Annotated in this window: 15 protein-coding genes; 8 read left to right on the plus strand and 7 right to left on the minus strand. The window is 63.4% G+C overall.

The genetic code is table 11. The features are described 5' to 3' along the window. Window positions 1–96: 96 nt before the first annotated feature. The 3 genes from IAI58_RS22560 (at window position 97) to IAI58_RS22570 (ending at window position 1,873) form a co-directional block, all read left to right on the plus strand. A complete protein-coding gene (locus tag IAI58_RS22560) occupies window positions 97–744 on the plus strand; it encodes a ParA family protein (protein ID WP_207450877.1) in 648 nt (215 codons plus the stop codon). Continuing rightward, complete coding sequence (locus tag IAI58_RS22565) at window positions 725–976, plus strand: hypothetical protein (RefSeq protein ID WP_207450879.1); 252 nt, start codon at window positions 725–727, stop codon at window positions 974–976. The genes IAI58_RS22560 and IAI58_RS22565 overlap by 20 nt, the downstream gene beginning before the upstream one ends. 327 nt (window positions 977–1,303) lie before the next feature. Beyond that, window positions 1,304–1,873, plus strand: a complete 570-nt coding sequence (locus IAI58_RS22570) for a hypothetical protein (protein ID WP_207450881.1) — start codon at window positions 1,304–1,306, stop codon at window positions 1,871–1,873. A 144-nt stretch (window positions 1,874–2,017) separates the two neighbouring features. Here IAI58_RS22570 and IAI58_RS22575 read toward each other — a convergent pair whose 3' ends face one another. From IAI58_RS22575 to IAI58_RS23600, 3 genes are all read right to left on the minus strand, one after another. Beyond that, a complete protein-coding gene (locus IAI58_RS22575) occupies window positions 2,018–2,320 on the minus strand; it encodes a hypothetical protein (protein ID WP_207450883.1) in 303 nt (100 codons plus the stop codon). A 324-nt stretch (window positions 2,321–2,644) separates the two neighbouring features. Continuing rightward, a complete protein-coding gene (locus IAI58_RS22580; RefSeq protein WP_336512717.1) occupies window positions 2,645–4,105 on the minus strand; it encodes a tripartite tricarboxylate transporter substrate-binding protein in 1,461 nt (486 codons plus the stop codon). Between the two features lie 222 nt (window positions 4,106–4,327). After that, window positions 4,328–4,510 carry a helix-turn-helix domain-containing protein gene (locus IAI58_RS23600; RefSeq protein ID WP_408906227.1) on the minus strand — a complete coding sequence of 61 codons (183 nt, stop codon included), beginning with the start codon at window positions 4,508–4,510 and terminating at the stop codon, window positions 4,328–4,330. 273 nt (window positions 4,511–4,783) lie between these two features. Between IAI58_RS23600 and IAI58_RS22590 the strand changes: the two genes are divergently transcribed. Further along, window positions 4,784–5,566: an MBL fold metallo-hydrolase gene (locus IAI58_RS22590; RefSeq protein ID WP_207451523.1), complete on the plus strand. Its 783-nt coding sequence runs from the start codon at window positions 4,784–4,786 to the stop codon at window positions 5,564–5,566. A 27-nt stretch (window positions 5,567–5,593) separates the two neighbouring features. Further along, window positions 5,594–6,526: a hypothetical protein gene (locus tag IAI58_RS22595; protein WP_208776349.1), complete on the plus strand. Its 933-nt coding sequence runs from the start codon at window positions 5,594–5,596 to the stop codon at window positions 6,524–6,526. A gap of 16 nt (window positions 6,527–6,542) precedes the next feature. Here the strand turns inward: IAI58_RS22595 and IAI58_RS23630 are convergent, their stop codons facing one another. The 3 genes from IAI58_RS23630 to IAI58_RS23210 all read right to left on the minus strand — a co-directional run bounded on the left by IAI58_RS23630 (window position 6,543) and on the right by IAI58_RS23210 (window position 9,396). Then, on the minus strand, window positions 6,543–7,448 hold the full coding sequence (locus IAI58_RS23630) for an IS5 family transposase (RefSeq protein ID WP_473774454.1): 906 nt from the start codon (window positions 7,446–7,448) through the stop codon (window positions 6,543–6,545). After that, complete coding sequence (locus IAI58_RS22605) at window positions 7,445–8,266, minus strand: IS5 family transposase (protein WP_208776004.1); 822 nt, start codon at window positions 8,264–8,266, stop codon at window positions 7,445–7,447. The genes IAI58_RS23630 and IAI58_RS22605 overlap by 4 nt, the downstream gene beginning before the upstream one ends. Window positions 8,267–9,003: 737 nt before the next feature. After that, the gene (locus IAI58_RS23210) at window positions 9,004–9,396 is read right to left on the minus strand and encodes a hypothetical protein (RefSeq protein ID WP_237182989.1); all 393 of its coding nucleotides are present in this window, start codon (window positions 9,394–9,396) and stop codon (window positions 9,004–9,006) included. Between IAI58_RS23210 and IAI58_RS23610 the strand changes: the two genes are divergently transcribed. The 3 genes from IAI58_RS23610 (at window position 9,358) to IAI58_RS22620 (ending at window position 12,560) form a co-directional block, all read left to right on the plus strand. Further along, window positions 9,358–9,531 (plus strand): chemotaxis protein CheB, encoded by a 174-nt coding sequence (locus IAI58_RS23610; protein WP_419555870.1) that lies wholly within the window; start codon window positions 9,358–9,360, stop codon window positions 9,529–9,531. The two genes, IAI58_RS23210 and IAI58_RS23610, sit on opposite strands and share 39 nt — an antisense overlap. Before the next feature lie 153 nt (window positions 9,532–9,684). Next, window positions 9,685–10,725 (plus strand): alpha/beta fold hydrolase, encoded by a 1,041-nt coding sequence (locus tag IAI58_RS22615; RefSeq protein WP_208776351.1) that lies wholly within the window; start codon window positions 9,685–9,687, stop codon window positions 10,723–10,725. Window positions 10,726–11,315: 590 nt separating this feature from the next. Continuing rightward, complete coding sequence (locus IAI58_RS22620) at window positions 11,316–12,560, plus strand: PAS domain-containing protein (protein WP_208776352.1); 1,245 nt, start codon at window positions 11,316–11,318, stop codon at window positions 12,558–12,560. Window positions 12,561–12,690: 130 nt separating this feature from the next. Here IAI58_RS22620 and IAI58_RS22625 read toward each other — a convergent pair whose 3' ends face one another. Continuing rightward, window positions 12,691–12,894: a cold-shock protein gene (locus IAI58_RS22625; protein ID WP_207451297.1), complete on the minus strand. Its 204-nt coding sequence runs from the start codon at window positions 12,892–12,894 to the stop codon at window positions 12,691–12,693. Between the last annotated feature and the right edge of the window lie 291 nt (window positions 12,895–13,185).

The raw sequence follows: 13,185 nt of genomic DNA on the forward strand, positions 1-13,185 counted from the left end.
GCTTTTGGTGATAGCGCCATAGAGGCGCCCGCACCATTGCATGAACCATGCAACCATGGTTACAACGAATGCACCATGTAACCAAATGGAGTCGTGGTGCAGACAATCGTTGTGGCGAGCCAGAAAGGCGGGGCGGGCAAGACCACGCTCACCAGCCATCTGGCCGTAGAGGCCGAGCGGCAGGGCGTTTCGCCGGTCGCGGTCATAGATACGGACCCGCAGGCGGGCCTCTCCGGCTGGTTCCGGGTCAGGAAGCCGGAAACCCCGGCCTTGGTTCAGGTCTTGCCGGAGGGGCTTAAAGCCACGCTGGACAAGCTGGCCGAGGGCGGGGTGCCGCTCTGCATCATCGACACGCCGCCGGCCATTACCGAGAGCATCGCCAGCACGGTCGCCCTGGCCGATCTGGTGCTGATCCCCGCCCGGCCGTCCCCTAATGACCTCCGCGCGGTCGGCGCCACGGTTGATATCGTGGAGGAAGCGGGCCGGCCGATGGTGTTCGTGGTTAACCAGGCCATCGCCCGGTCGAAGATCAAGACCGAGACGATCAAGGCGCTGAGCCAGCACGGCCCTCTGGCGCCGGTGGAGATCCACCACCGGATCGACTTCGCCACATCTATGACGGATGGCCGCACCGCCGGCGAGCTGGATATCAAGTCCGCCAGCGCGGTCGAGATCACCGAACTCTGGACCTACATTGCAGACCGGCTCGCCCGGAGGAAACGCTATGGCATCGCCTCCCGCTAAGATCGACGCATCCCTGCTGGTGCGAAAGTCGGACCTTCCGACCACTGTCGCCCCGCCCAAGCCGGAAGCGGTGGTCACGCCATCCGGCGCCCCGGTGCGAGAGGGCCTGACCATCCGCATCCTGGCGTCAGACAGTGAGCGGCTGCGGACCCTGGCCTACAAGACGCGGCAGAAGAAGCAGACGCTGCTGGACGAGGCGATCCGGCAGTATCTAGACAAAATGGGCGTCTGAACCAATGAACCATGGTTGGTTGTAACCAACCATGTAACCATTCAACCAAACAACCATGCATGGTTGAATGGTTGTAACGGATAAACCACTGAATTTATTGGGTTGCCATCGGTGGCGCGGCTGTGGATCATGTCTCGGCCGTGCCATCCCGGGCGGTCGAATCGAAAAGGGGCCGCCCCAGCAGAACTGCCAGAACGACCCCCTTCAAAACCAATAGCCGAAGCATCTTGGCAGGTGTGAGAACCCCAAGATACGACGGCGCCTTGGAACCCGCAAGCGATTGCGGGGTGGGGAACTGCGTCCTGTTGGCGGCCCAGGAGCATGGGCATGCCTGCCTCACCACGCCCGGCGCGTGCCGGGTCCGTGCGCGTTGCCGCCTGGCAGCGCCAGCGCCTCGGCGACGCCGACCGCCGCCGCATCATGGAGGCCGCCCGTCGCCTGGAGCGGCGCAGCCACCAGCCGGGTCTCCATGGTGGCTGCCTGAAGCGAACCGGCATCCTCGTGCTTTGGACGCTGCTCTACCGCGGCCCCTCCCGCCATGGCGTCTGTGACCCCTCCCTGGCCCAGCTCGCCGCCTGGGCGGGCTGCGCCCGCTCCACCGTCCAGCTCGCCCTGCAGCGGATCGAGGCCGTCGGCATCATGGGCCATGTCCGCCGTGGCATCACGGTGGCTGGCCGCTGGTGCCAGTGGACCAGCGCCTACCTCTTCGCCAGCCCGGCGCAGTGGGCCCTTAGCGATACCGAAGCCCGGTCAGCCGAAGTCTCTTCAGTGAAAAAGAAAGCTCAGGAAGGGAGATGGGGAGGGGAGGGCAGCGTCCTGACGGAGGCCGAGCGGCAGGCGCTGGCAGCGAAATGGGGGCTGCTGGCGCCGACCGAGGCCACGTACGGCGCCTGGTGACCAGACCCGCTGGGGAAACCGCCCACCAACGCATGCTGGCCGACTGGATCCTGGCGCCGCGGAGAGCACCAGACGGTCCAGCCATGCGCGATAGCCGCACATCGGTAGGGCCGGAGAGGGGCAGCGACAGGCCGCTACCCGTCGTCAGGGCTGGAGCAGGCGGCCGATCGTCGCGAGCGGGTTCTGCTGAGCACCTTCGCGGTAGCCATCGGCGCGGCCCTCTTCGTAGGCGCGATCGCGCTCCGAGGCGGCCCGGCCTTCGCGTTGCTCCTGTCGCCAGGCGCGGTCCGCCCGCCGCTCCCGCTCGCGCCAGCGGCGCTCCTCCTGGCGCTCCCAGCGTCGCTCATAGCGCCACTCATGCTTCCAGGGATCGGCCAGGGCGGCGGAGAGCGGGGCCGTCAGGAAGACCCCGGTGAGGGCCAGCAGCAGCAGTCGGGGGGCTGTCATCAGAGATCTCCCGGTCCATCAGCGTTCCTCCCGGGAACGCCGTGATCCGGGCGGCAAGGCGGCGCCAACGGGGCGGGTTCGCCGCAATTGTGGCGTCGGTCGCTTCCGACAGAGCGCGACTGATAACCAACGATTATAGTTCCTGAGTCTAGCTGCGCTGACAGCTCAGCACAAAAGCTCGCAGGCCTTCCCATCCCAGAATCTCCCAGATCACCGCCGGCAACCCAGGGGTCATGGCAGCACGCCCTTTGTCGAGCTCCGCTGGGAACTCCCCCCCGCGGGTCGCACTGATTGGCCTGCAATTCCTGCTTTGCCGGAGCCGCGTTAGCCGGCCCGCAACACGCCAGCGGCACGCAGCAACCGCTCGTATTCCTTGCCCTCTTGCCTGATCGTGGCGTCCACTTCCTCCGGCGTCCGCGCGTCGGGCTCGATCCCAAGATCGGCGAGGCGGCGAAGCACCTCCGGCTCCCTGGAGATGGTCAGCATGTGGCCCGACAGCAGGGAGACGACCTGCGGCGGCGTGCCGGCCGGGGCGAACATGCCGTTCCAGGTGGTGAAGATGGCGCCGGGAAAGGTCTCGGCGATGGTCGGCACGTCCGGAAGCTGTGGAACCCGATGCGCGCCGGTGAGCGCTATCGCCTTCACCGCGCCGGACTGAACAAGCTGCAGCATGTCCGCCGGCGAACCGAAATGCGCATGCACTCGGCCACTCACTAAGTCAGCAACGATTTGCGGTACGCCAGGATAGGGAACGATCGTCAGCTCGATCCCCGCAGCTGTCGCCAGGGTAAATGGCGCCAGGTGGCTGGAGGTGCCGAGGCTGGAGGATGCCGTGTTCAACCGCCCAGGATTGGCCCGTGCCCATGCCACCAGCTCCGGCAGCGTGGAGGGTGGGAACTCCTTGTTGACCACCAGCAGGATGCCGTTGCTGCCGACGATATTGACACCCATGAAGTCGCGCAGGGGATCGTAGGAGACGGATTGCATCTTCGGCGTGGCAGAGAACACGCCCGGTCCGGCAAAGAGCATCGTGTGCCCGTCACGCGCGCGGAGGACCGCCTCCGCGCCCAGCACGGCGTTTCCGCCCGGCCGGTTTTCCACCGGGAAGGGCTGGCTCAGAACGGCCGAGAGGCGGGCGCAGAACAGGCGGCAGAGCGTGTCCGTCGCTCCCCCCGCGCCATAGGGAACGATGACGCGGACCGGTCTCGACGGCCAGCCGCCCGTCTGCGCAAACGCTGGCGATGCCGCAGCCACGGCGGCCGCGAAGCCCAGAGCCCTTCGTGTGATCATTCTCTCGTTCTCCATCGAGCAGCAGACACAGAACCGCCACCGCGGCAGGGCGCCGAGGGCGTCAAACAAGGCCGCACTGCGCGATCGGCCACCCGCATCCCGTGCCGCCGCGTACTGAAGTCGCTCGTCTCCTCCACCCTCGCGCGGCCAGCTCCTGCCCGGGATGCACGGCGTCCGTCTGCCGAAGGCCCTGGCCTCAGCCTGCCTGGATGACGTTCTCGCCGCTCTTACTGAGAGAGGCCGCGCGCGGCCTCTGTGGTAAGCGGCGATATGGATCACCGCTATCGGCCTACGCTGCCGGTCATGTACGACGGCGGCAAGCATGATTTCGTCCAGCAGCCCTTCTTCCAGTGCCAGCGCGCAGCCATCCTGCCGCGCTGTGGCCCCTTTTGCCCGCAAGGTCGGCAGGTCGGTGATTGTCTTCGGCGTCGGCGGCCGGGGCCCGCTCCGCGCGAGAATGCTCTCCACCTCCTCGTCGGGCATGAGCGCCATCATGGCCCGCCCTCCGACGAACTGGCCAACAAAATGCGCCGGCCGGTGAGAGTAGCGAAGAAGCTCTCCCGTTCACTCTGCAACCGGATGGCATAGATGATCGACAGGTTGTCCAGCAGGCTGAGGTCAACGCGCTCCTGTACCGTGTGGCACAGTCCGATGCGTGGACGTGGCGCAGTCCGCCAACGGATTGATGCGCAGGAAGTCGAAGTGCCGGTCCAGAAATTAATTTGCAGGAATGAAATAGCGGACGCCATCATCCCGCTCGATACAGCCCAGGCGGGTCAGCGTATAGCTGACCCCCTGGGCGCTGCTCTTATCCAGTCCAGGGACCTCTGCACGTTGGGACAGTGACATGGGATGCGGCTGGCGCCCGAATGCCTCCAGCACGCGGAAGGCGCGTTCCAGGCCCTGATGTCGAGGCGCGGATCGACATCTGCATCGACCATGGGAGCTTCCCCCTTACTTCCTATTTGGCTTTGACATGTCTTCTCTTCAAAAAGTATTGTCAATTTCAGATAATTTGTATCGACCGTCAATACGATAGGTGCTTCGCCCATTTCATGCGGCACAGTTTCGGGTCCTGCAACGAGAACCGGAACGTGTCCGGGCACCATCGCGCCGCGGTCTGACGACGGAGCGGAGTGCCCATGTCCCCGATGCCAGAGGATGTCCAAAACGATGCGCCCGGTTACTTCTAAACCCAGCGGATCCCTGCCCCGCGCTTTGCGAGGCAACTTGCTTTGGACAGGAGGATCGCTGAGCTTCATCTACAAAGATCGGGAAGTGCGGAGCCATATCTCGGTCTATGCCCTCAAGGGTTCCGAGAAGATCATCATGGTCGATACCGGCCATCCCTCCCACTGGGATGACTTGGAGCGTGACATCGACAGGTTTCTCGACGGCAGAAGCCTCGACTTTATCTTCCTGACGCACATCGAGTTCCCGCATATCGGGCTCCTCCCAAACTGGATGCGCAAATTCCCCGACGTGCAGGTCTACGGTATGGTCAGCGACCTGTTTCACTACTTCCCGGACGAGGCGCACCGCTTCCATACGGTCGCCCCCGGAGACTTCCTGGACCTGGGCGACACGAAATTCGTCTTTGTGCCAGCCGTCTGGAGAGACATGAACAACACACTCTGGGGATTCGAGACGCGGGACCGCACGCTTTTCGTCGCCGACGCCTATGGGTATATGCACTACCACGACAAGGGCGAGACGGATGTCCTTAGCAGCGAACGGCCCGTCCCTGACCTTGAGGCGTTGCAGTTCCTGAACGAGCGGGCGCTGTACTGGACGAAGTACGCCGATACGCGGGAGACCTTCGGCAGCATGGACAGCCTGCTGGATGTCCTGCGGCCGCATCTCATCGCGCCCGCGCATGGCGGCGTGGTCGATACGCTCCCGGCTATGAACCCGCTGATCAAGCAGGGCATGATGATGATGAAGCTGCCGGTTTAACCCCGGGTGAGCACGGAGACTCGGCATATGGACAGCAAGTTGGCCAGTTCAGCTACCCTTTCCTGCACCTTTGATCCATCCTCCGGCGCGGAGCTGGTGCCGGGGCTGCTTTACGCGCTTGGCAGTTCGATCAGCCTTGATCGCCGGCCAGGCTGGATGCCGGCCGATTCGAAGGGCTGGCTGCCGATGCAGTGCTATGTGCTGCGCGACCTGGAGACGAAGTCCCTGGTGCTGATCGACACCGCCAGCACCGGGCAGATCGATGCGATTCGGGCCGGCCTCTCCACACTCGCCGAGGGAACCATGGACCGGCAGCTCTTGCTCGCCCGTCGCGAGCATGACTGCACGCTGAACCTGCCGCTACTGACGCGCGAATTTGCTGTCGACCGCGTCGCCACGGCCGGGGACCTGAATCCGCTCGACTACTTCTCCTCCATGGAGGAATCCTATTCGACGGCGCTGGTCACCTCGCAGATCCAGTCACGGTTCTTCTTCCTCCGACCTGGCAACATCATCGAAGCCGGGCGGTTCCGCATCGAGGTTCTGCGCGCGCCCCTGCGCGTACTGTCTACGAGCTGGTTCTATGAACATCACACAAAGACTCTCTTTACTTCCGATTCCTGGGGCCTGCTGACCAGCCCTACCGACGGCCCGCCACGCGCAGTGACTCCCTCTCCGGCGGAGATCACCCCCGAGAGCATCGCCAACTTCATGGGCACGAAGTTCGATTGGGTAAAAGGCATTGATACCGCGCCGGTGATCCGCGAACTGGAGGATCTGCTCGGTGGGCTTGAGATCGATCGGCTCTGCCCAAGCTATGGCCTGATCATCGAGGGCTGCGATGTCGTGCGGCAGTGCATCGAGAATGCCGCTGAGGCGCTGGCGCTCCTAGCGCGGTTGCCGCGCCCCGATGCGCTCGATACCGCCGACCTCGAACAATTGCGGCGGATCTGCAGCTAGATATTTACAGCGCCTTTCAAAACCTCTCCTGAAGTGCGTTGAGGCAGATGAGGGAGCAGGCGAGTGCGGTGAGGGCATGGTGGATGTCGAGCCTGCGCTCGTAGCGGATGGCCAGGCGGCGGAAGCGGTTGACCCATGCGAATGTGCGCTCGATGACCCATCTGTGCTTGCCCAGCCTCTGGCTGCTCTCGATGCCGCGGCGTGCGATCCGGTGTTTGATCCCGCGCCGAAGGCAGGCGCGACGGCAGCGGCGGTGGTCATAGGCCTTATCGGCATGCAACTTGTCCGGCCTGCGTCGGGGTCGCCCGGGTTTTCCTGCAACAGGAGGCACGGCATCGAGCAGGTCCTCGAAAGGCTTGCTGTCGTGGGTGTTGGCGCCGGTCAGCAGGAAGGCGAGCGGGATGCCGCGCCGGTCAGTGACGAAGTGCCGCTTGGTGCCTGCCTTGCCGCGGTCCGTCGGGTTCGCCCCGGTTCCGGCGCCCCCCTTTTCGCCGCAATGGACGCGCTGTCGACGCAGGCACGGGTCCAGTCGATGCGGTCGGCCTGGCGCAGGCGCCGCAGCAACTCTCGGTGCAGCCGGTCCCACACACCAGTTTGCTGCCAGTCCCGCAGCCGCCGCCAGCAGGTGACGCCGGATCCACAGCCCATCTCCCGTGGCAGCATCTCCCACGGAATGCCGGAGCGCAGCACAAAGAGGATGCCGCTCAAGGCAGCACGGGGCGGTATAACCGGCCGTCCACCCTTCGGCTTGACCCTTCGGCTTGGGCCGTTCGGGCGGCAACAGCGGCTCGATCATCAACCAGAGTTCGTCCGAGATCAGGGGCTTCGCCATGATCCTCAGATCGGTGCGGCCCTGCCGTCCGTCCAGGTTTTGAAAGGCGCTGTTAGTCTCTCCACTGAGAGCCCGTTTGAGAATGGTCATGGGTGAGCAATGCGCCGGACGAGGAGCGCGCCCATGCTGACGTGGATCATGGCTTCGGAGACGTCGCAGCGGCGTTCATAGTCGCGGACCAGGCGGCGCCAGCGGGTCATCCAGCCAAAGGTTCTCTCCACCACCCAGCGGCGTGGCAGCACCTGGAAGCCTTGCTGGTCCGTCAGCTTGCGCACCACCTCGATGACGAAGTCATGGAAGGCGGCAGCGCTCATCAGCTTGCCGCGGTCATAGGCGCCGTCGGCAAAGAGGTGCTTCAACCAGGGCCAGCGCTTGCGGATCGCCTTGACGATCTGCTCCGCCCCGGAAGCATCCTGCACGTCGGCCGTCGTTAGGTTGACCATCAGCAGGCGGCCATCAGTGTCGACCGCAATGTGGCGCTTGCGGCCCTTGAGGCGCTTGGCGGCATCAAAGCCGCCGCCGCCCAGTGCTTGGGGCGACTTGACCGTCTGGCTGTCCAGAACCCCGGCGGAAGGGCTGGCCTCGCGCCCCACCCGCTCACGATCCAGCATCAGCGCGATGTTGTGCAGAGTGGCGAACAGGAACCGTCGTGCGAGCCGCCGGAACCACCAATAGATCGTCTGCCATGGTCCGAAATGGACCGGCAGCATGCGCCAGCCACACCCGGCCCGTGCCAGGTAGCGGATCGCGTTCAGCACCTCGCGCAGGTCAACGCCTGGCCGCCTGCCGCGGGTGCTGCTGGGCGGCAGCAGAGGCCGAATAACCCGCCATTCCTGATCCGTCAGATCGGTCGGGTAGCGGCGCCGCTCAAAGCCAGCCTGCCGTGCGCGATGTTCCTTGGTCCACATCCAGCCCATCTGGGCACGCGAGGACGCCTGAACACCTCACCCGCAGCATTCTCAAACGGGCTCTGAGAAAGGTGCGCACTTATGGCTGAGGCTAAGTTTTCGGTTGGGCAGACTGTGACGTTCACGCGTGGTCAGGCCGACGGCAATATCCCGGCCGGAGAGTTCATCATTTTGCGGGTCATGCCCAGCGAGGGTGGACAACGGAGCTATAGGGTCCGCGGCGCTCGGGACGGGCAGGAGCGGGTCCTTCCCGAGGATCAGCTGGAGGCTGCTGGGAGCGGCTGGTCAAAAACGAAACGATAGTTGCGAAAAGCCCGCCGGGCAAAGGACCGTTCCACAACCTGGCGCCGTGGCTGCACGGCAAAGATGATCTCCACGTGCAATGGGAGCGGGAGCGGTCAGGTCCAACTCCGACATGTTCGTCCGCTTCCTTCGGGTTGGCGCAGGGGCAGAGCCAATAGCGACCGGCAAGTTGAATGATTGCGGGGCACCGCGGAAACCAGAGGCTTTAGCCTGTGTTTCCACGAGCGGTGAGGCACATCTACAGGAGGACATTGTAGAAGATTTTCTAGAAGCTCAGGCAGAAAACCCCATTAACGGCACCGGATTATCGCAACCCACGACTTACGCCTGGTGCCGTTCCCCTCTACACTTCTGCGCCGGCCGCTGAGCTGATTGTTAATGCTCACCCGCCGCAAATCCTGGTCAGGCCCTGCGAGACACTCGGCGATGGCGGTTCAGAAGATGAACCAGAGCACAACTGCGGTGCCGATGACGATCATGCCTACGATCACAGCAGCGCTGACCATCAAGGCATTGAGCGGCGATCTCCACCACCCTCGATTACCATCATCGTCCGGCATTTGAATGCTCCTTTGCTGGTGTTGATCTGCCCTGCCGCCTTCGCTTCGGAAATCAGGGTTCAACGAGACGCTGTCATGTTCGCCCAGCCAGATGAAGACGGTTAGCAGGTAGCCTTGGTGGCTCGACAGTCCAAGTCCGGCGCAGAGAGTGCAGTCCTCAGGATCAGAAGGAGCGACCGGCATGCCGAACATCATAAACGCATTCAGGGCAAGCGCCCTGCGGCCGATGTGCTGTGTTCGGCTGCCGCAGAGCGCTTCGGGAAGCAAGCCATCGGCGTCATTCTGAGCGGTGACATAGATGACGGTGTCGCCAGCATCCGCGACATTAAGGCATCTGGCCGCCTCAGCCTCGTTCAGGCTGCGCTGACCGCGATGACCAAAAAATACTCCCAGTGCTGCTGATCGGTAGATGCCGTAGTCAACACCGTGTGGCGGTTACACGGCTCGTCCACAAAGTATGCGCTCGAAACTCTCCTTGAACCTGCTCGTTCAGCGATCGTACGGGACCGTCTCGCATGAGGGCATTCTGTGGACTGCACCTGGAGATATCCGGCCATGACAGGTAAAGGGATCCCGATGGCGTCATCACGTGTGACGGTGGGCCTTGCTGCGGCAGCCGCAGCCCTGGCCGGAATGGCCCTGCAGGTTCGCGCCAATGCTCGCCGGGCTGAGAGGGAGCATCCGCCGGCCGGGCGGTTCATCCATGCAGGCGGCATTCGACTGCACTACCTTGAAGCAGGAATGGGTGGCCCGCCGGTCGTGCTGCTGCATGGCAATGCAGTCCAAGCGGAAGACTATGTTGCAAGTGGCGTGTTCGGCCTGGCCGCTGAGCGACACCGGGTGCTGGCCTTCGACCGGCCTGGCTATGGGTACAGTGAGCGCCCACGCGACCGGCCATGGACGGCGGAGGCTCAGGCTGCTGTTCTGGCGGAGGCTCTCGCCCGCCTCGGGATTCGGCGCGCGATCGTGGTTGGCCACTCCTGGGGAACCTTAACGGCGCTGGCCCTCGCCCTCAACCATCCCGAAGCGGTGGGAGGCCTTGTGCTGCTGTCGGGCTACTACTTCCCGACGGCTCGAGCCGACGTTGCCATGATATCACCGACTGCCCTTCCGGTGCTCGGTGACGCGATCCGCTACACCGTCGGTCCACTGGTCGGGCGCCTCATGGCGCCGATGATGGTTCGGACGATGTTCGCGCCTGTGCCGGTGCCGGCCGCGTTCACAAGCGCGGTGCCGACCAGCATGATGCTGCGGCCTTGGCAGATCAAAGCCAGCGCCGAGGATGCCGCAGCAATGATCCCAGCGGCAGCGGCCCTTGTGGAGCGTTATGGCGAGCTCAGTCGGCTGCCGGTCTCCATCATTGCCGGTGCCGAGGATATGGTCGTGGACAGGGACCGGCAATCAGCCCGGCTGCACCGCGAGATAGCCGCAAGCAGTCTCCAGGTTGTTTCAGGCCTCGGTCATATGGTTCATCACGGCGCACCTGATCTTGTCGCCCAGGCCATCGAGGCGATCGCGGCACCAGAGCAACCGGTCTCTGCTGCCATGACGGCTTCGGATGTGACCGCGGAAGAACACACGACCGATATAGGATAAGCGCCTGCGCTCTACAGCGGGTCTACCTTTCCTCTATTCAGCATGACGACCTCTCAGCCTCGTATATGGGTCCTTGCAGGTGCCAAAAGGCAGCAAGGACTGATACTTTCTTGGCTATTGCGCAATGGATATGCTATCGCTCTGGCATCCGCAGAGTAGCATCATAGTCATCGCGACGGGTGCCACGGCGATGGCACCGGAACAACGGGAATCATGAGTATTCAGCGGAACATTGTTCTGGCAGGTTCGAGCACAGTGTGAGTGAAGGTGCGGAACGGCTCACGCAGCACATCATGAATGTTGACCAGCTGCGCCATGCTGGGAAACCGATCTTGCCATGGACGCTGGAGCTGCTCCTATCGACCTTCACCACGCAGCGCTGTCTTGAAGGTGTGTTGGATGGTCTGCGGCAGGAATAAAGCGCCTCGCCTGCACGCCAACGCCGGACTGGTATGCCATCAGGCCTTGATGGTGGTAGCTGTTGCGCAAATGGGCGGGCCGCATCGGCGAGTGGCTCAAGAGCGCCCAAGCGGCACCGCCATAACATCTACACTGGTCCCCTAATCCTGCACCAGCCCGAGGAGAACGCCGTGCCCGCGCAGAGGAAGTCCCGAACCCGCCAGGGCCAGGCGCAGTCAGAACGCGCTGTTGTTGATCTGGCAGCCCTGGGTGGTCCCTTCGTCGAAGCCTTCGACGCCACGCGCATGCCGATGGCGATCACAGACCCGAACGTCGCGGGTAACCCGATCATCTACTGCAACGCCGCTTTCCTGCAGATGTGCGGCTATGACCGGAAAGAGGTGCTGGGGCAGGATTACTTCTTCCTGATCGGGCGGCACACCGATCCTAGTGTGGCACAGCGGATCAAGGACGCCGTGGCAGCCCGCCGCGAGTTCACCGAGGATATCCTGTTCCACACCAAGGATGGGCGCGAGATCTGGGTGGCGGCCCTGGTTGATCCCATGGTCGAGAATGACCGGGTTGTCCGCCACTTCGTGTCCTTCCTGGACATCACCGACCGGGTGCAGCGGGTGCAGGGCCTCCGGGAAGCGAAAGCGACACTGGACCGGCGTGTGACAGCCCGCACGAAGCGGCTGCAACATGCCAAGGACAAGCTGGAAGAAGAGGTCGAGCGGCGCCGGCGCACAGAGGCCCTGCTGCGCGACAGTCTGGCCGAAGGCGAGGTGGCGCTGAGCTTCCGTGACTTTCTGATCCAGGAGGTCCATCACCGCACCAAGAACGCGCTGCAGCTCGCGACGGCGCTGTTGCAGCTTCAGGCTCGGCAGTCAGAACCACTGGTTCGGTCAGCGCTGGACGTGGCCACGGGGCGGCTCATGCGCATCGGCGAAGTGCACGAAATGCTGGCCTATCAGAGCGAGACGCCGAATACGATCGAGGTTGCACCCTATTTGCTGCGGCTGGGCCAGAGCATGGTAGAGGGCTTGGTGACCAAGCCAGGTCAGATCGAGGTTGAAGTCGAGGCCGACGAGGAGGCTGTCTGGTCGCCAGACGTCGTCATTCCGCTCGGGCTCATCGTCGGCGAGGCAGTGACCAATGCCTTCAAGTATGCCTTTCCGGAGGGCCGACGGGGCCGGATCCTGGTTGATCTGAGCCTTGCTGACGATGGCTTGGTCAGGCTGAGGATCGAGGACGATGGCATCGGCCTGCCGCCGTCGCGGAGGAAGGGTTCACTGGGCCTCAAGCTGATTGAGACCCTGGCGCAGCAGATCCAAGGCAAGGTGGAAATTGTGAGCCGAGAGGGTAGAACGGGAACAGCGGTGAGCGTGACCTTCCCGGATCCCAACACCGCAGCCGGTCATAGCGACCAGCTTTGAAAGGCGCGGCCCTGCCAAGTCGGAACCCATAGAAAAAGCCCCGGCTGGAGATCCAACCGAGGCTCGAATCCCATCACAGCGCGAGCGCTGCGATGGCTATATGGGGAGCAGCCAGACGGCCGCTCCGCCTTTAGGCCTGGCGCAGATTGCCGGCCGAGAGCTTGCCCTGCTGGCCGCTCTGGACGTCGTAGGCGATCTTGTCGCCCTCACGAACGTCCATGCCGGCGCGCTGCACGTCAGAGATGTGCAGGAAGACGTCCTTGGAGCCATCCTCGGGCTGGATGAAGCCGAAGCCCTTGGTGCTGTTGAACCACTTAACGGTGCCGATAGACATGAGAATATTCCGATCAAAACGGAATGCCGCCGAGCAGTATTGCTTGGCGGATCATCTTCAATTTGAAACGGAAACAAACTCGGAACCCAAATCAATGGGCAGGGAGAAGCACACCGGAACAACGAAACTGACAAATCTTACATAGAGGATGGCATTTCATTGTGCAAGTTTTATTGGATGTAGCCTGGTGATGAAACGGCATTGAATTCCGGTGTTGCTGAGATTGTGCTGGCCCGCGTTGACGAGGGCTCTGTATAGCCACGACGGGAGCAGCACGGCAGCACGTGAGTC

Source organism: Roseomonas marmotae (assembly GCF_017654485.1).
Lineage (GTDB): Bacteria > Pseudomonadota > Alphaproteobacteria > Acetobacterales > Acetobacteraceae > Pseudoroseomonas > Pseudoroseomonas marmotae.